Below are 18,109 nucleotides of genomic sequence, written 5' to 3'. Positions count from 1 at the left end.
TGACAATGGGAACCGTTGTCGATAACGTGTCCAGCGCACCGCCCGGAGCCTGGCGCATCAGGCCTCATCGGGCTGCCCTGACATGCCCGTCTCGCGCTGTGAAAAGGGGAATTGTGGGTCATCTGCTGGTGGTCGAGAGCTGGGTCGGCTCGATGAGCAGGCTGCTGCCGCGTGCGATCCGGGAGAGCGGGCACGAGTTCACCTTCCTCACCCGGGACCTGCACCACTACCTGAGAGCGGCCCCGGAGGGAGCAGCGCATCCCCTGCTCGGCGCGCGCAACGTGATCACCGCCGAAACCAACGACGGCGAGACCCTGCTGCCCTTCGTGGAACGCCTGCACGGGGTGCTCGGGTTCGACGGCGTGATCACCTCCTGCGACTACTACCTGCCGACCGTGGCGCGGATCGCCGGCCGGCTCGGACTGCCCGGCCCCGGCCCCGAAGCGGTCGAGAACGCCTGCCGCAAGGACGCCACCCGCCGGGTCCTCGCCGACGCGGGGCTTCCGCAGCCGAGGTTCGCGGTGGAGGAGGAGTGGGCCGCCGTCGCCCGCGCCGCACGGGAGATCGGCTACCCCCTCGTCGTCAAGCCGGTCGACCTGTGCGCGGGGATGTTCGTACGGCGCGTGGACGACGAAAGCGAACTCGCCGCCGCATGCCGTGCCCTGGGCGACTTCCCGGTCAACGCGCGCGGACAGCGGCGCGCGCCCGTCGTCCTGCTGGAGGAGTTGCTCGACGGACCCGAGGTCAGCGTCGAGACCGTGTCCCACGACGGCGCCGTGCACGTCGTCGGCGTGACCGACAAGAGCATCGGCGGGGCGCCCGCCTTCATCGAGACCGGGCACATGTTCCCCGCCGCACTGCCGGCCGCCGACACCGAGGCCGCCGAACAGACCGCGCTGGGCGCGCTGAAGGCGCTCGGCCTGACGGACGGGGTCGTGGCGCACACCGAGATCAAGCTGACGTCCGCCGGCCCACGCGTCGTGGAGGTCAACCCGCGCCCCGCCGGCAACCGCATCACCGAGCTGGTCCGCCACGTCACCGGCATCGACCTGGCCGCCGCCTGCGTCGACGTCGCCCTCGGCCGCACGCCCGACCTGCGGCGCACCGACACCGGGCTGCGCAGCGCCGCGATCGGGTTCCTGGTGCCGGACACCGGGGGAGTCCTCGACACGGCCCCCGACGCACGCCGGCTGCTGGACGAGCCCGGGGTGCTGGAGGTCCAGCTCGCCGAGCCGGGCCGGACGGTCAAGGCGGCCGGCAGCAACAACGAATACCTCGGACACGTCATGGCCGCGGACTCCGGGGGCCTCGGTGCGCGCGACCGGGCCGAGGAACTGCTGGCCGCGGTGCGGGCGGAGCTGGTGATCCGGTGACCGGCGCCGTCGGCACGACCATCGGGCGCCCGCCGTCCTCCCCCGGGCTGCGCGGCCTCCAGGACCTCGTCGACCGGGCCCGCGCAGGTGAACTCGGGCCCGACCCCGAGGACTTGCGCATCGCCGTCGCCTTCCTCACCCTGCAGGCCGTGCGACACGACGGGCGGGGCACCGGCTACCGCAACGAGGTCCTCAGCCTGCGCCTGGCCGAGGTCGTCGGCTCCTGCGCGACCGAGCCCGGCGCCCTGCCCGGCACAGCGCTGGAAGACTGCGTCGGCGCCGACGTCGCCCGGCTGCTGGACCATCCGCTCGCCCCCGTCCGGGTGGCCGCCCTCGACGCCTACCTGATGCACCTCACCCCGCACACACCCGCCCACGGCGCCCGCCCGCTGGCTCTCGCGGCCGGATCGTCGCTGGAGAAGTCCCGGGCGCGGGCCAAGGCGGTCGTGGAACTGCTCGACCTGCCCGCCGGCGCCACGGTTCTCGTCGTAGGCGTCGTCAACTCCCTGCTGGAGGCGCTGCGTTCGCGCGGGCTCCGCTACGTCCCGTGCGACCTCAAGGGCGGCGTCACCGAATGGGGCGAGCCCGTCGTCGCCGACGCCCTCGCCGCCGCCGGGCGCTGCGACGCGCTGCTGGTCTCCGGGATGACGCTCGGCAACGGCACCTTCGACGCCCTGCGCGGGCACGCGATGACGCACGGCAAGCAGCTGGTGATGTTCGCGCAGACCGGCAGCGCGATCCTGCCCCGTTTCCTGGGCGACGGCGTGAGCGCGGTGTGCGCCGAGCCGTACCCCTTCTTCTGGCTGGACGGCGGACCCGGCGCCGTCCACCGCTACGGCGGACCCTGTTCGGAGGACGCCCGATGACCACCACCGCCCCCGTACGCCCCGCCGGCCGCGGCGAACTGCTCGCGCTGCTCGGCCGCACCCCCCTGGCCCGCATCACCGCCGACCTGCCCGGTCCGCACCCCGGCTTCTGGGCCAAGCTCGAAGGGCTCGCCGCGGGCGGAATGAAGGCGCGCGCCGCCGTGTCGATGCTGCTCGGCGCCCGGGAACGCGGCGAACTCCGGCCCGGTGCGCCGGTCGTGGAATCCACCTCCGGCACCCTCGGCCTCGGCCTCGCCTTCGCCGGACAGGCCCTCGGCCACCCCGTCGTCCTCGTCGGCGACAGAGAACTCGAACCCTTCATGCGGCAGTTGCTGCGCTCGCACGGCGTCCGTCTGGAGATCGTCGACCGGCCCGCCGCGCGCGGCGGCTGGCAGGCGGCCCGGCTGACCCGGCTGCGGGAACTGCTCGCCGCGCTGCCGGGCGCCTACTGGCCGGACCAGTACAACAACCCGGACAACACCGCGGGCTACGCCTCCCTCGCCGCCGAACTCGCCGCACAGCTAGACCATCTGGACGTCCTGGTGTGCAGCGTCGGCACGGGCGGTCACAGCGCCGGCATCATCGGCCCGCTGCGCCGCCACTGGCCCGCCCTGCGGCTCATCGGCGTCGACGCCACCGGCTCCACCATCTTCGGCCAGCCCGCCCGGACCCGGCTCATGCGGGGCCTCGGCAGCAGCATCCACCCGCGCAACGTCGCCTACGACGCCTTCGACGAGGTCCACTGGGTCGGCCCCGCCGAAGCGGTGGACACCTGCCGCAGACTCGCGCGCGGCAGCTTCGTCAGCGGCGGCTGGTCCACCGGCGCGGTCGCCCGTGTGGCCGCCTGGGCCGCCCGCGTCCACCCCGGCGCGGTCGTCGCCACCGTCTTCCCCGACGGGCCGCACCGCTACCTAAGCACCGTCTACGACGACGACTTCACCACCGCGCACGGCCTCGACCCGGCCACCGCCGCCACCCGCCCCGTCGAGATACCGCATCCCCGCGCCGCCGAGGCAACCGGCTGGGTCCGCTGCACCCGCGTCACCGACCCGCTGAAGGCTCCCGGGGCCGCACGGCCCGCGGGGACCGACCCCTTGGAAGAGAACCCGTGAAGGCCACCCTGCGCACCGTGCGCCTCGAACTGACCGAGCCGCTGCGCATATCCCGCTCCACCATGTCCGCCCGCGACGCCGTCCTGCTCACCGTCGAGCACGACGGCCTGAACGGCCACGGCGAGGCCGTCACCAGCGTCTACTACGGCCTGGACACCGGCACCCTGGAGCGCCTGCTCACCGCCGCCGGCGACGGTCTGGCCCGCTTCCCGGACCCCGAGACCGCCCTGGCCGCCCTGCGCGAGGGCGACCCGGCGCTCCACGACCACCCGCCCGCCGTGACCGCCGCCGTCGAGGCCGCCCTGCTCGACCTGGCCGGCAAGCGCGCCGGCAGCCCGGTCCACCGCCTCCTCGGCGCCCCGACCGCGCCCTCGGCCCCCACCGCCCGCACCATCGGCATCACCGCGCCCCGCCACGCCGCCGCCGAGGCCCGCGGACTGGCCGCCGCCGGCTTCGAGATCCTCAAGGTCAAGGCGGGCGCCGCCGACCCCGAGGACGACGTCGCCCGCATCCGCGCCGTCCACGACGCCGCCCCCGGCGTCCGCCTCCTCCTCGACCCCAACGGCGCCTGGACCCCGGACCAGGCCGACGCCCTCCTGCCCCGGTTCGCCGAACTCGGCGTCGAAGCCGTCGAACAGCCCCTCGCGCCCGGCGATCCCGAGGCGCTCGCCGCCCTCGCCGCCCGCTCGCCCCTGCCCGTCATCGCCGACGAGGACGCCGTGGGCCTCGCCGACGCCCGCCGCCTCGCCGGACGCGTCCACGGGGTGAACGTCAAGCTCGCCAAGTGCGGCGGCGTCCACGCGGCCCTGCGCATCGCCGAGGCCCTCGAAGGCAGCGGCACGGAGCTGATGCTCGGCTGCCTCACCGCCAGCACCCTCGGCATCGCCCCCGCCGTCCACCTCGCCGACCGCGCCCGCTGGGCCGACCTCGACGGGCATCTGCTGCTCGCCCACGACCCGTGGACCGGCATCGGCGGCGAGGACGGCCGCGTGCGCGCGAGCGACCTGCCCGGCCTCGGCGTCGAACCGCGGGAGGTGAACCGTGCAGACGTGGCGTGAGGTCCGCACCTTCCCGCTCGCCGTCCGGCTGCTCCTGGTCAATCAGCTCGGCGTCAACACCGGCTTCTACCTGCTCGTCCCGTACCTGGCCACCCATCTCACCGAGAACCTCGGCATGTCCGCGGCCGTCGTCGGCGTCGTCCTCGGCGTGCGCAACCTCAGCCAGCAGGGCCTGTTCATCGTCGGCGGCTCCGCGGCCGACCGGCTCGGCGCACGCGGCGTGATCATCGCCGGTTGCGGTCTGCGGACGCTCGGCTTCGGGCTGTTCGCGCTCGGCGACGGTCTGCCCGTGCTGCTCGCCGCCTCGGTGCTCAGCGGCCTCGCCGGGGCGCTGTTCAACCCCGCGGTGCGCGCCTACGTCGCCCAGGAGGCGGGGGAGCGCAAGGCGGAGGCGTTCGCGCTGTTCAACGTGTTCGCGACGGCCGGGGCGCTGATCGGGCCGCTGCTCGGCAGCCTGCTCCTCCTCGTCGACTTCCGCACCTCCGCCCTCACCGCCGCCGGCGTCTTCGCCGCCCTCACCGTCGCCCAGGCGCTGGTGCTGCCCGCACGGGAGACCGAGCCGAGCGGGTCGGGGGTGCTGGCGGACTGGCGGGAGGTCGTCGGCAACCGCGCCTTCGTCGCGTACGCGCTCGCCATGGTCGGCATGTTCACCCTGGAGAACCAGCTCTACCTCCTCCTGCCCGCCGGCGCCCGCGAGGCCACCGGCTGGGACGGCGCGGCCGGCCTGGTCTTCCTCGTCGGCACCGTCGCCAACCTCACGCTGCAACTGCGCCTGACCCGCGTGCTGGGGAGCCGCGGCAGCCGCGGCCGTTGGATCGCGGCGGGTCTCACCCTGATGGGCCTCGCCTTCCTGCCGCCCGCCCTCGTCGCCGGCTCCCCGGCCGGCGGACCGCTCGCCGCCGTCGCGGTCCTGACCGGGGTGCTGCTCCTGTACATCGGTCTGATGGTCGCCTCGCCGTTCGTCATGGAGCTGATCCCCGGCTTCGGCCGGCCCGGACTGACCGGCACCTACTACGGAGTCTTCTACGTCGTCTCCGGTGTCGCCGCCGCCGTCGGCAACACCGTCGTCGGCTGGACCATGGACACCGGCGAGAGCGGCGCCGCCTGGCTGCCCTGGGTGTGCTGCGCGCTGTTCGGACTCGCCTCCGCGGCGGCCGTGGCCCGGCTGCACCGGCGCGACGCGCTGCCCGTCCGCCCCGAGCCCGCCGTGCCGGCGACCCCGCAAGGGAGCCCCCGATGAACCTCCTCACCGACAACCCCCAGCTGTACGAGGCCCGTTTCCCCGACCCCGAGCGGCTGGCCGCCCGCTGGACCGAGGACTGCCTGCGCCGGCACGGCGCCGGTCCCCGCGTGCTGGACCTCGGATGCGGCACCGGACGCGACGCCGCCCATCTGCACCGCGCAGGGCGCACCGTGACCGGCGCCGACCTGTCCGAGGCGATGCTCGCCCACGCCCGCGAGCATCACCCCGGGCCCGACTACGTCCGCGCCGACCTGCACGGATTCGACCTCGGCCGGGCCGCCTTCGACGCGGTGACGTGCCTGGACAGCGCCCTGCTGTACTGCCACACCAACGACCAGCTCGACGCCTGCCTCGCCTCCTGCCGCCGCGCCCTCGCACCGGGCGGCCTGCTCGTTGCCGAGATGCGCAACGGCGCCTACTTCCTGGGCCGTACCGACCTGCTCGACGCGCCGAGAACCGACAGCTTCACCTGGCAGGGCGTCACCCACCGCTCCACGACCACCCTCACCGTCGACCGCACCGCCCAACTCCTGCGCCGTGTCCGCGTCTGGACCCGCGACGACGGCTCACCTCCCCTCGCCCAGCGGTCCGCCTGGCGGCTGCTGTTCCCGCAGGAGCTGCGGTACGTCCTCGCCGCCCATGGCTTCGAGGTCCTCGAACTCTTCGACGGCCCCGGCCCGCGCAGCGAACCGCCCTGGCAGGAGGGCCGGCTGCCCGGCGCCACGGCCGACGGCGACCGCCTGCACGTCGTCGCCCGCCTGACCCCCACCCCCCACTGACGCGTTCGTTCCCACCGCACCATTCGCTCCACCGGATCCATGCGATCCATCGGATCCATGCGATCCATCCGCATGTCCGAACCATCCGCACCCCACCACCCCAAGGACCGCTCATGGACCACCGACACTTCCCCGGCCTGCACAGACGCGGCTTCCTCGCCGCCGCCTCCGGCGCCGCCGCACTCGCCCTCACCGGCTGCGGAGGCGGCGACGCCGACGACCGTCCGGCGGACGGCGGCGACGCCAAGCCCCGCCGCGGCGGACGCCTGCGCGCCGCCTTCGCCGGGGGCGGCGCGAGCGAGACCCTCGACCCGCACCTCGCCAACCTCTTCGTCGACGTCGCCCGCGCCAAGGCGCTCTTCGACAAACTGGCCGACTACGGCCCCGACCTCGCCGCCGAGCCCCGCCTCGCCTCCGGCTGGGAGTCCAACAAGGCCATGGACCGCTGGAAGGTCACCCTGCGCCCGGCGACCTTCCACGACGGCCGCCCGGTGACCGCCGCGGACGTCCTCTACAGCTACCGCCGGATCGCCGACCCCGAGCAGGCCTTCCGTGCCAAGGCGTCCCTGGAGCCCATCGACCTCGACGCCAGCCGCGCCGACGGCGAGCGCGGCATCGAGTTCGTGCTCAAGCGGCCCACGGCCGAATTCCCCAACGTGCTCGCCGCGTTCGGCGCGTACATCGTCCCCGAGAGCGCCGCCGACTTCGCCGAACCGATCGGCTCCGGCCCCTTCCGCTTCGTGTCGTTCGCGCCGGGCCGCTCGGCCGTCGTCCGCCGCTACGACGACTACTGGGACGGCGCCCCCTACCTGGACGAGCTGGAGTTCGTCATCGCCAACGAGGAGTCGGCGCGCGTCAACGCCCTCCTCGGCGGGCAGGTCGAGTACGCCCACGAACTCAACCCCACCACCGGCCGCGCCCACGAGGGCAAGGGGCAGATCGAGATCGTGCGGCTGCGCAACAGCGCCATGCAGGCCTTCGCGATGAAGACCGACCGGCCGCCCTTCGACGACAAGCGGGTGCGGCAGGCGTTCTTCCTCATCGCCGACCGGCAGGAACTGGTCGACGGCGCGCTCGCGGGAGCCGGCGAGATCGGCAACGACCTGTTCGGAAAGGGCTACGAGTACTACGCCGACGGCCTCCCGCAGCGCGAGCAGGACCTCGACCGGGCCCGCGCCCTGCTCAAGCAGGCCGGCGCCGAGAAGCTCAAGGTCACCCTCGACACCTCCGCCGTCGCCGCCGGCTTCACCGAGGCCGCCAGCATCTTCCGCGACCAGGCCGCCAAGGCCGGTGTCACCGTCGAGGTCAAGATGGGCAGCAAGGAGTCCTACTGGAGCGACATCCTCGACTCCGGCACCCTGTCCTGCTACCGCTCCGGCGCCATGCCCATCGAGGCGCACATCTCCCAGCGGCTGCTCACCGACTCCACCACCAACGCCACCAAGTGGCACCACAAGGACTTCGACGCCCTCTACCAGCAGGCCCAGTCCACCCGCGACCGCGCCGAGCGCGCCGCTGTCTACGAGCGGATGCAGCGCCGGCTGCACGCCGAGGGCGGCTTCCTGGTGTGGGGCTTCGCCGACTGGATCCTCGGCACCGCCCGCACCGTGCGCGGCGTGGAACGCGACGCCCCCGCCAACACGCTCGACTGGGCCCGGTTCGACAAGGTCTGGCTGGCGTGAGACCGGGCGGACTGCGCTCCTTCGTCGCCCGGCGGCTGCTGCTCGGAGTGGCGCAGACGGCAGCCGTCGTGCTGCTCGTCTTCGCCCTCACCGAGGCGCTGCCGGGCGACGCGGCGGTCGCCCTCGCCGGCGACCAGCCCGACCCGGCGCGCATCGAGGCCATCCGGGAGGCCATGCACCTCGACCGGCCGGCGCACGAACGGCTCGTCGACTGGGCGGCCGGGCTGCTCCACGGAGACTTCGGCACCTCCCTGACGTCGGGCCGGCCGGTCGCCCAGTACATCGCCGACGGCTTCGGGCCGACGCTGCTGCTGGCCGCCCTCACCGTGGTGCTGCTGGTGCCGCTCGGATTCGGCCTCGGCGTGCTGGCCGCACGGCACGAGGGAGGTCCGGTCGACCGGATCGTCAGCGCCGTCGCCCTCGCCGTGTACGCGGTGCCGGAGTTCGCGCTCGGGGTGCTGCTGGTGACCGTCCTCGCCCTCCAGTGGGGCTGGCTGCCGCCGACCGCCGTGGGCTACGGCACGGACCTGCTCGCCCACCCGGCCGCGCTCGTCCTGCCGGTGCTGGTGCTGCTGTCCCGGCCCGTGTGCTCGCTGGCCCGCTTGGTGCGGGCCGGCATGGTCGACGCGCTGGCCGCCCCGTACACCGTCCACGCCCGCCGCTACGGCATCGGCGCCGCCCGCGTCCGCTACACCCACGCACTGCCCAACGCCCTCGCCCCCGCCGCCCAGCAACTGGCCCGCACCGTCGACTGGTTGCTCAGCGGCGTCATCGTCGTGGAGGCCCTCTACGTGATCCCCGGACTCGGCACCGTCCTGCTCAACGCCGTCGCCGAACGGGACGTGCCGGTCGTGCAGGGGCTCGCCGTGGTGTTCGGCGCGCTGACCGTCGTCCTCAACCTCGGCGCCGACCTGGTCGCCCACCGGTTCGCGCCCCGGGCGGGGGTGGCCGCATGAGCCGCGTGCCGCGCTTCGCGCTCGGGGCCGTCGTCGTCGCCGTACCGCTGACGCTGGCGTTGCTCGGACCGCTGTTCGCGGGGGAACCGGGGCCGCGCACCGTGTCGTTCACCCTCGGCGACGGGCACTGGCTGGGCACCGACTTCGTGGGCCGGGACGTGTGGCGGCAGGTGCTGCACGGCGGCCGGCCCGTCGTCCTGACCGCCCTCGCGGCGACCGCCCTCGCCTACGCGATCGCCCTGCCCCTCGGCCTGATCGCCGCGCTCACCCACCGGCGCCTGCTGGAGGACCTGCTGATGCGCCCGCTGGACGTGCTGCTGGCGGTGCCGTCGCTGCTGCTGATCCTGCTCGTGGCGTCCGTGGTCGAGCCCGGCGCGGTCGGGCTGGCGCTGCTGGTGGCTCTGGTCAACATCCCGGACGGGGCCCGGATCGTCCGCGCCGCCGCCACCGAGGCCGCCGCCCGGCCCGCCGTGGAGGCGCTGCGCATGCAGGGCGAGACCTGGTGGCGGATCGCCGTCGGCTACGTCGGCCGCGCCACCTTGCGCACCCTCGCCGCCGACGCGGGCGTGCGCCTCACCGGCGTGCTCTACCTGGTGGCGACGGCCGCGTTCCTCGGCGTGGGCGTCGCGCCGGACGCCGCCGACTGGGCGGTGATGGTCGACCGCAACCGCACCGGCCTGTCCGTGCAGCCGTGGGCGGTCGTGGCGCCCGCGCTGCTGATCGTCGCCCTGACCATGGGCGCCAACCTCCTGTTCGACGCGGCACTGGACGGACGGAGCACGGACGGCGCCCGTGCGGGACGTGAGAAGGAACGATCGACGTGACCCATGAGCCCGGCGCACCGCGCCCCGTCGCCGAGATCCGCGGCCTGCGCGTCGAGATCGGCGGACGTGCCGTCGTCGACGGCGTCGACCTGCGGGTCCTGCCCGGCCGGGTCACCGCCCTCGTCGGCACGTCCGGCAGCGGCAAGACCACCACCGGCCTCGCGCTGCTCGGCGAGTACCCGCCGGGGGCCCGCGTCACCGGCGAGGTGCGCGTGCCGGACGGCGGCCCCGTCGGCTACGTTCCCCAGCAGCCGGCCTCCGCCCTCAACCCGGCCCGCCGGGTCTCGGCGCTCCTCGACGACATCGCCCGCGCCCGGGTACGGCACCTGCCGCGCCGCGAGCGCGGCGCGGCGGCCCGCGCCCAGGTGCTGCGCGCCCTGGCCGACGCCCAGCTCCCGGACGGCGAGGCCCTCCTGCGCCGCTACCCGCACCAGCTCTCCGGCGGCCAGCAGCAGCGCTTCGTCCTCGCCCAGGCGCTGCTGTCGGGCGCCCGCGTCGTCGTCGCGGACGAACCGACCACCGGACAGGACGCGTCGACCAAACGCCGCATCGTCGAGGAACTGGCCGCGGTGGCCGCGAAGGGCATCGCCGTGGTGCTGCTCAGCCACGACCTCGACGTGGTCCGCGCCCTCGCCGACGACGTCCTGGTGCTGCGCGCGGGCCGCGTCGTGGAGTCGGGCCCGCCCGAGCGGTTGTGGCTCGCCCCGCGCCACGAGTGGACCCGCCGGCTCCTCGGCACCGGCACACCGGCCCAGCCGCACGAACCGCACGCCGGCGCAACGGTCCTGGAGATACGCGATCTGACGGCACGCCACTCGGGTCGGGCGGTCCTCCGGGCCCCCCGTCTCGACCTCCACGCCGGGGAATGCCTCGCCGTCGTCGGCCGCTCCGGCAGCGGCAAGACCACGCTCGCCCGCTGCCTCGCCGGGCTGCACCGCGAGCACACCGGCGAGATCCTGCTGGACGGCCGCCCGCTCCCGGCCAGTCTCCGCCGCCGGAGCCGGGATCAACTGGCCGCCGTGCAGTACGTGTTCCAGGACGCCCGCGCCGCCTTCGACGAGTTCCGTCCGGTGCTCGGCCAGGTCGCCCGTACCGCCGTACGACTGCGCGGAGCCGACGAGGCGACGGCCCGCGCCGAGGCCCTCGCGCTCCTGGCCCGCCTCGGTCTGCCCGAGGAGTCGGCGCTCCGGCCGCCCGGCGCCCTGTCCGGCGGCGAACTCCAGCGTGCCGCCCTGGCCCGCGCACTGCTCGCCCGGCCCCGGGTGCTGATCTGCGACGAGATCACCTCCGGCCTCGACACCGTCACCCGCCGCGGCCTGCTCGACCTGCTGGCCGGTCTGCTGCGCGAGGGCGCCGGCCTCGCCCTCGTCCTCGTCACCCACGACCTGGACACCGCCCGCGCCGCCCACCGGGTCGCCGTGGTGGAGGCGGGCGAGGTGGTGGAGCAGGGGCCGGCCGAGAAGATCCTGGCCGACGAGCGGTACGCGTTCACGGCCGCCCCCCGGGGGGCGGTCCTGGACCGGCCGCCGCCGGAAGCCGGTACCGGACCGGCCGGGGCCGGGTGCCGGTCCTAGATCCGCCCCGCCCTCCGCTGCCGCCGCAGCAGCAGCCCCAGGTACAGGCCGCCGATCACCGCGGTCACCACGCCCACCGGCAGCTGGGCCGAGTCGTGGACGCGCTGGGAGGCGAAGTCGGCGGCGACCACGAGGAGGGCGCCGGTGCAGGTGGCGGGCAGGAGGTTGGGGCCGGGCGCGGCGGTCAGGCGGCGGGCCAGCTGGGGGGCGATGAGGGCGACGAACGGGACGGGACCGGCCGCGGCGGTGGCGACGGCGCACGCGGCCGTGCCGAGGACCAGAATCGTCAGCCGGGTGCGCTGCACGGGCACGCCCAGGCCGCCCGCGACGTCGTCGCCCATCTCCAGGACGCGCAGCCTGCCCGCCGCGAGCAGCACCAGCGGGAGCACCACGGCGAGCCCCGCCGCGGCCGGGCGGACGTCCTGCCAGCCCCGCCCGTTGAGGCTGCCGTTGAGCCACACCATGGCCTGCGCCGCCTCGGTGAAGCGGGCTCTGGCGAGGAGGTAGGCGTTGACGCCCTGGAGCAGGGCGCTGACCCCGATGCCGACCAGCACCAGGCGGTAACCGTGGATGCCGCGCCGCCAGGCCAGTGCGTACACCAGCACCGCGGTGGCCAGGCCCCCTCCGACCGCGCCGAACGCGATCCGCGCCCCGCCGCCCCCGGCGACCAGCACCACCAGCAGGCCCCCGGTGGCGGAGCCGTAGGTGAAGCCGACGATGTCGGGGCTGCCCAGCGGATTGCGGGTCAGGCTCTGGAACAGCGCGCCGCTCAGCCCGAGCGCCGCGCCGACCAGGACGGCGGTCAGCAGCCTCGGCAGCCTGAGCCGGCCCACGACGAAGTCGGTGCGCCGGCTGCCGTTGCCGAGCAGCGTGCGCACCACGTCGGCCGGGGAGATCGTGTACTCGCCGGTGCCCAGGGCCAGGACGCCCACTCCGGCGGTCGCGGCCAGTACCAGCACGCACACCGTCACCGCGCGGACGTCGACGCGCAGCGACAGCCGCTGCGCGGGACTGCGGACGACGCGGGAGCGGGCGGGGGCGGCGGGGGCGCGGTGCGCGGTCGTCATGCCCCCACCGTCCGGCGGTGGCGGACCAGGGCGATGAACACGGGTGCGCCGATCACGGCGGTGACCACGCCGGCGTCCAGTTCGTCGGGGCGGACCACGATGCGGCCCAGGACGTCGGCGTACAGCAGCAGCGCGGGGGCCAGCAGCATGGACAGCGGCAGCGTCCAGCGCTGGTCGGCGCCGGCGATCATGCGGGCCATGTGCGGGACGGCCAGGCCGACGAAGACCAGCGGGCCGACGGCCGCGGTGGCCGCGCCGCACAGCAGCGTCACGGCCAGCAGGCCGACGCCGCGGGTGCGGGAGACGTGGGCGCCGAGGGCGCGTGCGCTGTCGTCGCCGAGCGCGAGCGCGTTCAGGGGCCGGACCAGCGCCAGCGCCAGGGCGAGGCCCACCGCGACGAACGGCGCGAGCGTGCGCAGCGTGGCGTCGTCGGCGCGGGCCAGTGAGCCGACGCTCCAGAACCGCAGCTGGTCCAGCGTCTGCGCGTCGAGCAGCATCGCCGTCTGGCTCACGCCCGTGAACACCGCGGCGATCACCGCGCCGCTCAGCGCGAGGCGTTCGGGCGTGGCCCCGCCGCGCCCGCCGGACGCCAGCGAGTGCACCAGCGTCCCGGCCACGACGGCGCCCAGCAGCGCGAACCACACCGATGCCCACAGGCTGGTCAGCCCGAGCGCGGTGACGGCGAGGACGACCCCGGCGGCGGCGCCCGCGTTGACGCCGAGCAGCCCCGGATCCGCGAGCGGGTTGCGGGTGAGGGCCTGGATGAGCGCGCCCGCCACGCCGAGGGCGGCCCCGGCGGCGACCCCGGCGAGCGTGCGCGGCACCCGTACGTCCCACACCACCGCCCTCGCCGTGGAGCCGTCGTCGTGCAGCAGCGCGTCCCAGACCACGGACACCGGCAGGGACCGGGATCCGACGGCCAGGCTGAGCAGGACGGCGGTCGTCAGCAGGAGCAGCGCGCCGGCCACGGCCAGGGTGCGGGTCGAGGCGCGGCGGCGCGCGGCCCGCGGGGACGGCCGGTGCGGCAGGCTCGCGAGACGGGCCCCGGTCGGTGTGCGGGCCCCGGCGGGCGCCCGGTCGGCCTCAGCCGGCACCGCCGCCCTCCTCCGCGCGCAGCCGCTCGGCGATCCGCCGGCCCAGCGCCTTCTTGTCGGTCTTGCCGACGGAGGTCCGCGGTAAGGAGTCCATCAGCTCCACCCGGTCGGGCAGCTTGTAGGCGGCGAGACCGCGTTCGGTGAGGAACTCGGCGAGCTGCCGCTGCGTCGGGGCCCGGCCGCGCGGCACCAGGCAGGCGCAGGTGCGCTCGCCCATGGTGTCGTCGGGGACGCCGACCACGGCGGCGTCGTGCACGCCGGGGTGGGCCAGCAGGTGGTCCTCCAGCTCCTCCGCGGAGATCTTGTCTCCGCCCCGGTTGATCTGGTCCTTCTCCCGTCCCTCGACGACCAGATGACCGGAGGGCAGCACACGCACCAGGTCGCCGGTGCGGTAGAAGCCGTCCTCGGTGAAGGCGCGCGCGTTGTGCTCGGGCGCCCGGAAGTAGCCGCGCAGGGTGTAGGGGCCGCGGGTGAGCAGTTCGCCGGTGGCTCCCGGGGGAACGTCGCGTCCGTCGGCGTCCACGACCCGGATCTCGTCGGCGGGGGACAGCGGCCGGCCCTGGGTGCCGGTCACCAGGCCGGCGGGGTCGTCCAGGCGGGTGTAGTTGAGCAGCCCCTCGGCCATGCCGAAGACCTGCTGGAGGGCGCAGCCGAGAACGGGGCCGACGCGGGCGGCGGGCTCCGCGCCGAGCTTGGAGCCGCCGACCTGGAGCAGTTCCAGCGAGGACAGGTCGGCGTCCTCCCACTCGACGGCGTCCAGCCACAGCAGGGCGATCGGCGGGACCACGGCGGTGACGGTCACCCGCTCCCGCTCGATCAGCGCGAAGGCGTCCTCCGGGCTGGGCGTGGGGGAGAGCACCACCGTGCCGCCGGCCGCCAGGGCGCCGAGCAGGCCGGGGCAGGCGAGGGCGAAGTTGTGGGCGGCCGGCAGGACGACGAGGTAGACGGTGGACTCGTCGAAGCCGCAGACCTCGGCGCTGCCCCGGACGTTGTAGGCGTAGTCGTCGTGCGTACGGGGGATCAGCTTGGGCCTGCCGGTGGTGCCGCCGGACAGCAGCAGCACCGCGACGCCGGCCGGGTCGGGCTCGGGCAGCGGCACGGGCTCGGCGTCCAGGCCGGCGAGCGGGGTGAACTCGGCGGGGTCACCGTCCACCAGGACGTGCGCGACGGACGGCACCGCCTTGCGCAGGGCGCGGGCCAGGACGCGATGGTCGTAGCCGTCGTGCACGTCGGGGATCGCGCAGGCGGTGGCGCCGGCGACCTCGGCGACGTGCGTGATCTCGCTCTCGCGGTGCGCGGGGAGGGTCAGCACCGGGATCGCGCCCGCCCTGAGCAGGGCGAAGAACAGCACCACGAAGGCGTCCGTGTTGGGCAGTTGGACGACCACCCGGTCGCCGGCGCCGATGCCGAGCCGGTGCAGACCCGCAGCCGTACGGTCGGCGCGCCGGTCGAGTTCGGCGTAGGTCCAGCGGTGGCCGGCGGCGTCCACGAGGGCGGTGCGTCCGGGGGAGCGTACCGCCCGGTCGCGCAACAGCCGGTCCAGCGGCCTGCCCTGCCAGTAGCCCGCGGCGCGGTAGGCGGCCGCCGCCGCGTCCGGCCAGGGCACCCAACCGTCGAGCATCCTCAACTCCCGCCTGCCGATGAGGAAAGGCTTACCTAACGTCCTTTCGGGGTCAAGCCTGTCGGCGTTCTGGACGGGCCGTCCGCGCGGGGCTAGGGTCGTCTCTCGATTAGGTTAGGTTAACCTAACTCAGGGAGGTAGGTCCCTTGCTGCGTTACCGGAGCGCGGAGACGGAACTGCCGGGTGATCCTCTCCGAAGGGCCGCGGAACTGGCCGAGTCGGACCTGTTCGACCAGTACGTGCTCTACGAGCGGGACGGCGACTGCTGGTTCGCCGGGGGAGCGCTCGCCGAGATCGTGGCCGACCGCTCCACGATCCGCAGCCGCCGCCCGGCCGCCGGGAAGACCGGCGCCGGCCCGGAACGCCCGCCCGCCGAAACCACCGCCCCCGTCGGCCCGCACCCTCTCGGCCAAGTCCGCGACCTCCTCGCGGAGTTACCCGTGGAGGGCTGGAACGCCTACGGCTGGACGGCGTTCGAGCTCTCCCACCTGTACGCCGGACGCCCCGACCGGGCCGGCGAGCACGACCTGCTCCACCTGATCGTCCCGCACAGCGAGGTGGAGCTGCGCCGGGACGGCACCGCCCTCGTGCGCAGCGCGGACGAACCCACCCTCGCCGCACTCCTCGCCCTCCTGCGCGTGCCCCCCGCGCCCCGAAGTCCCGCCCCTCCCCGGCCCGTCGACGTGGCCGACGCCGACGGCACCTACCCGGACCTGGTCGCCCGCGCGATCGAGGAGATCAGGACCACCGGCCTGCAGAAGGTCATCCTCTCCCGCGCCGTCCCCGTCCCCTTCCCGGTGGACTTCGCCGCCACCTACCTCCACGGCCGCGCGCACAACACCCCCGCCCGCTCCTACCTCCTCGACCTCGGCGGGCGGCGGATCACCGGGTTCAGCCCCGAGACCGTGGTCGAGGTCGGCGCGGACGGCGAGGTCGTCACCCAGCCGCTCGCCGGCACCCGCGCCCGCGGCCTCGGCGACGCCGAGGACGAGCGGCTGCGCGCCGAACTCCTCGCCGATCCCAAGGAGATCTCCGAGCACGTGCTCTCCGTGAAGCTGGCCGAGGAGGAGATGGCGACCGTGTGCCGGCCGGGCTCCGTGTCGGTGCGCGACCTGCTGAGCGTGCGCCGGCGCGGCAGCGTCCAGCACCTCGGCTCCAGCGTGCACGGCACGCTCGCCGCACCCGCCACCGCCTGGGACGCCCTGCGCGCGGTCTTCCCGGCCGTCACCGCCTCCGGCATTCCCAAGGCCACCGCGTACGACTGCATCGCCCGCCTGGAGAAGGAGGCGCGCGGCGTCTACGGCGGCGCCGTGCTCAGGGCGTCCCACTCCGGAGCCCTCGATGCCGCCCTCGTGCTGCGCAGCGTCTTCGAGCAGGACGGCCGCACCTGGCTGCGGGCCGGCGCGGGCGTCCTCGCCGGCTCCACCCCGGCCCGGGAACTGGAGGAGACCCGCGAGAAGCTGCGCAGCGTCGCCCCGTACGTGGTTCCCGCCCGGGACCGGGGCTAGGGGGCGGCGTGCGGCTGGGAGAAGTGGTCGTCGACGTCGCTCCGCTGCGCTCCGGCAGGAACTTCCGGCTGGTGTTCGCCACCCAGGCGATCTCCATGGTCGGCACCCATCTGACGTCGGTCGCGGCGAGCGTGCAGGTCTACGACCTGACCGGATCCTCGCTCCAGGTCGGCCTGATGAGCCTGGTGCTGGGGCTGTCCCTGCTCGTCGGGCTGGTCGCGGGCGGGCTGCTCGCCGACCGGGCCGACCGGCGCCGGATCGTCCTGGTCACCCGCGCGCTGACCGCGCTGGTCATCGCCGCCCTGGCCGTCAACGCAGCCCTGCCCGAGCCGCGGGTGTGGTTCGTGTTCGTCGCCGCCGTCCTCGCCGGACTGACCGGAGGGCTCGGCGGACCCGCTCTCATGGCGGCGACCCCCGGCCTGGTCGCGCCCGGCCAACTCGCCGCCGCCGGCGCGCTGATCACCCTCACCGCCCAGCTCGGCGCCATGGCCGGCCCCGCGCTCGCGGGGCTCGTCGCGGCCGGGCCGGGCGTGGCGATGTGCTTCGCGATCGACGCGGGGATCTACGTCGTCGGCCTCGCGCTGCTCGCGCCGCTGCCCGCACTGCCGCCCGAGGGCGCCGGCGAGGCCCCGCATCCGCTGCGGGCCATGGCGCAAGGCGTGCGCTTCGTGCGCGGCAACCAGGTCGTGGCCGGACTGCTGCTGATCGACGTGTGCGCCGTGGTCTTCGCCATGCCCTACGCCCTCTTCCCCGAAATGGCCGCCGAGCACTTCGACGGCGGCGCCTCCACCGTCGGCCTGCTCTACGCCGCCCCCGCCGTCGGCTCCTTCTGCTCCGCCCTGACCAGTGGCTGGGCCGGCCGTGTGCACCACACCGGACGGGCGCTGATCGGCGCGGTCGGGCTGTGGGGCGCCGGCATCGCCTGCTTCGGACTGAGCCCCGGCCTGTGGCTCGCGCTTCTCTTCCTCGCCCTGGCCGGATTCGGCGACACCGCCTCCGAGATCCTGCGCCGGGCGCTGCTCCAGCACCACACGCCCGACCGCCTCCAGGGCCGGGTCGGCAGCCTGTGGCTCGCCCAGGCCACGGCCGGCCCCTCCGTCGGCAACCTCGAAGCGGGCCTGGTGGCACGGGCGCTCGGCTCCTCGGCGGGCGCGGCGGCGGTCGGCGGGCTGGTCTGCCTCGCGGGCGTGGCCGCGCTCGCCGTGGCCATGCCGCAGCTGCGCAGGGCCACCCTGCAGGGGCCGCCGGCCACCGAGGACCGCGAGCCCGCCCCGCCGGCCGAGGCCGCCGACCGGCCCACGCCGTAACCACGTCCCGACCCAGGGGGGCTCGGTGCACCGCACCCCGCGCAA

15 protein-coding genes are annotated in these 18,109 nt (G+C 75.2%); 12 read left to right on the top strand and 3 right to left on the bottom strand.

Annotation, left to right across the window (positions count from 1 at the left end):
* Positions 1-113 precede the first annotated feature (113 nt).
* From ABZY13_RS14110 to ABZY13_RS14065, 10 genes are all read left to right on the top strand, one after another.
* The gene (locus ABZY13_RS14110) at positions 114-1,373 is read left to right on the top strand and encodes an ATP-grasp domain-containing protein (RefSeq protein WP_356630425.1); all 1,260 of its coding nucleotides are present in this window, start codon (positions 114-116) and stop codon (positions 1,371-1,373) included.
* A gap of 20 nt (positions 1,374-1,393) precedes the next feature.
* Entirely contained in the window at positions 1,394-2,239 is an 846-nt protein-coding gene (locus ABZY13_RS14105; protein WP_356630423.1) for a DUF364 domain-containing protein, read from the top strand.
* Complete coding sequence (locus ABZY13_RS14100) at positions 2,236-3,351, top strand: pyridoxal-phosphate dependent enzyme (protein ID WP_356630259.1); 1,116 nt, start codon at positions 2,236-2,238, stop codon at positions 3,349-3,351. Before ABZY13_RS14105 ends, ABZY13_RS14100 begins: the two co-directional genes overlap by 4 nt.
* Positions 3,348-4,409, top strand: coding sequence for a dipeptide epimerase (locus tag ABZY13_RS14095; RefSeq protein WP_356630257.1), 1,062 nt, complete (start codon positions 3,348-3,350; stop codon positions 4,407-4,409). Before ABZY13_RS14100 ends, ABZY13_RS14095 begins: the two co-directional genes overlap by 4 nt.
* The gene (locus ABZY13_RS14090; RefSeq protein WP_356630255.1) at positions 4,393-5,649 is read left to right on the top strand and encodes an MFS transporter; all 1,257 of its coding nucleotides are present in this window, start codon (positions 4,393-4,395) and stop codon (positions 5,647-5,649) included. Before ABZY13_RS14095 ends, ABZY13_RS14090 begins: the two co-directional genes overlap by 17 nt.
* A complete protein-coding gene (locus ABZY13_RS14085) occupies positions 5,646-6,431 on the top strand; it encodes a class I SAM-dependent methyltransferase (protein ID WP_356630253.1) in 786 nt (261 codons plus the stop codon). Before ABZY13_RS14090 ends, ABZY13_RS14085 begins: the two co-directional genes overlap by 4 nt.
* A 113-nt stretch (positions 6,432-6,544) precedes the next feature.
* Entirely contained in the window at positions 6,545-8,113 is a 1,569-nt protein-coding gene (locus tag ABZY13_RS14080) for an ABC transporter substrate-binding protein (protein ID WP_356630251.1), read from the top strand.
* Entirely contained in the window at positions 8,110-9,069 is a 960-nt protein-coding gene (locus ABZY13_RS14075; protein WP_356630249.1) for an ABC transporter permease, read from the top strand. Before ABZY13_RS14080 ends, ABZY13_RS14075 begins: the two co-directional genes overlap by 4 nt.
* Complete coding sequence (locus tag ABZY13_RS14070; protein ID WP_356630247.1) at positions 9,066-9,893, top strand: ABC transporter permease; 828 nt, start codon at positions 9,066-9,068, stop codon at positions 9,891-9,893. The genes ABZY13_RS14075 and ABZY13_RS14070 overlap by 4 nt, the downstream gene beginning before the upstream one ends.
* Positions 9,890-11,467, top strand: a complete 1,578-nt coding sequence (locus ABZY13_RS14065; protein WP_356630245.1) for an ATP-binding cassette domain-containing protein — start codon at positions 9,890-9,892, stop codon at positions 11,465-11,467. The genes ABZY13_RS14070 and ABZY13_RS14065 overlap by 4 nt, the downstream gene beginning before the upstream one ends.
* Here the strand turns inward: ABZY13_RS14065 and ABZY13_RS14060 are convergent.
* The 3 genes from ABZY13_RS14060 to ABZY13_RS14050 form a co-directional block, all read right to left on the bottom strand.
* Positions 11,464-12,534 carry an iron chelate uptake ABC transporter family permease subunit gene (locus ABZY13_RS14060; RefSeq protein WP_356630243.1) on the bottom strand — a complete coding sequence of 357 codons (1,071 nt, stop codon included), beginning with the start codon at positions 12,532-12,534 and terminating at the stop codon, positions 11,464-11,466. The two genes, ABZY13_RS14065 and ABZY13_RS14060, sit on opposite strands and share 4 nt — an antisense overlap.
* Entirely contained in the window at positions 12,531-13,508 is a 978-nt protein-coding gene (locus tag ABZY13_RS14055; RefSeq protein ID WP_356630421.1) for an iron chelate uptake ABC transporter family permease subunit, read from the bottom strand. The genes ABZY13_RS14060 and ABZY13_RS14055 overlap by 4 nt, the downstream gene beginning before the upstream one ends.
* Before the next feature lie 109 nt (positions 13,509-13,617).
* Positions 13,618-15,249, bottom strand: coding sequence for an AMP-binding protein (locus tag ABZY13_RS14050; protein ID WP_356630241.1), 1,632 nt, complete (start codon positions 15,247-15,249; stop codon positions 13,618-13,620).
* Between the two features lie 146 nt (positions 15,250-15,395).
* Between ABZY13_RS14050 and ABZY13_RS14045 the strand changes: the two genes are divergently transcribed.
* Both ABZY13_RS14045 and entS read left to right on the top strand, forming a co-directional pair.
* Positions 15,396-16,757, top strand: coding sequence for a salicylate synthase (locus tag ABZY13_RS14045; protein ID WP_356630239.1), 1,362 nt, complete (start codon positions 15,396-15,398; stop codon positions 16,755-16,757).
* Between the two features lie 8 nt (positions 16,758-16,765).
* On the top strand, positions 16,766-18,064 hold the full coding sequence (entS, locus tag ABZY13_RS14040; protein ID WP_356630237.1) for an enterobactin transporter EntS: 1,299 nt from the start codon (positions 16,766-16,768) through the stop codon (positions 18,062-18,064).
* Positions 18,065-18,109: the final 45 nt, after the last annotated feature.

This window comes from Streptomyces sp. NPDC006610 (assembly GCF_040611575.1).
Classification (GTDB): Bacteria; Actinomycetota; Actinomycetes; order Streptomycetales; family Streptomycetaceae; genus Streptomyces.
This window is presented reverse-complemented; position numbering and strand designations above follow the sequence as displayed.

Coding starts and splice junctions, on each gene's coding strand:
- ABZY13_RS14050 (WP_356630241.1), bottom strand. CDS start 15,249: ATGCTCGACGGTTGGGTGCCCTGGCCGGACGCGGCGGCGGCCGCCTAC.
- ABZY13_RS14060 (WP_356630243.1), bottom strand. CDS start 12,534: ATGACGACCGCGCACCGCGCCCCCGCCGCCCCCGCCCGCTCCCGCGTC.
- ABZY13_RS14100 (WP_356630259.1), top strand. CDS start 2,236: ATGACCACCACCGCCCCCGTACGCCCCGCCGGCCGCGGCGAACTGCTC.
- ABZY13_RS14085 (WP_356630253.1), top strand. CDS start 5,646: ATGAACCTCCTCACCGACAACCCCCAGCTGTACGAGGCCCGTTTCCCC.
- ABZY13_RS14080 (WP_356630251.1), top strand. CDS start 6,545: ATGGACCACCGACACTTCCCCGGCCTGCACAGACGCGGCTTCCTCGCC.
- ABZY13_RS14070 (WP_356630247.1), top strand. CDS start 9,066: ATGAGCCGCGTGCCGCGCTTCGCGCTCGGGGCCGTCGTCGTCGCCGTA.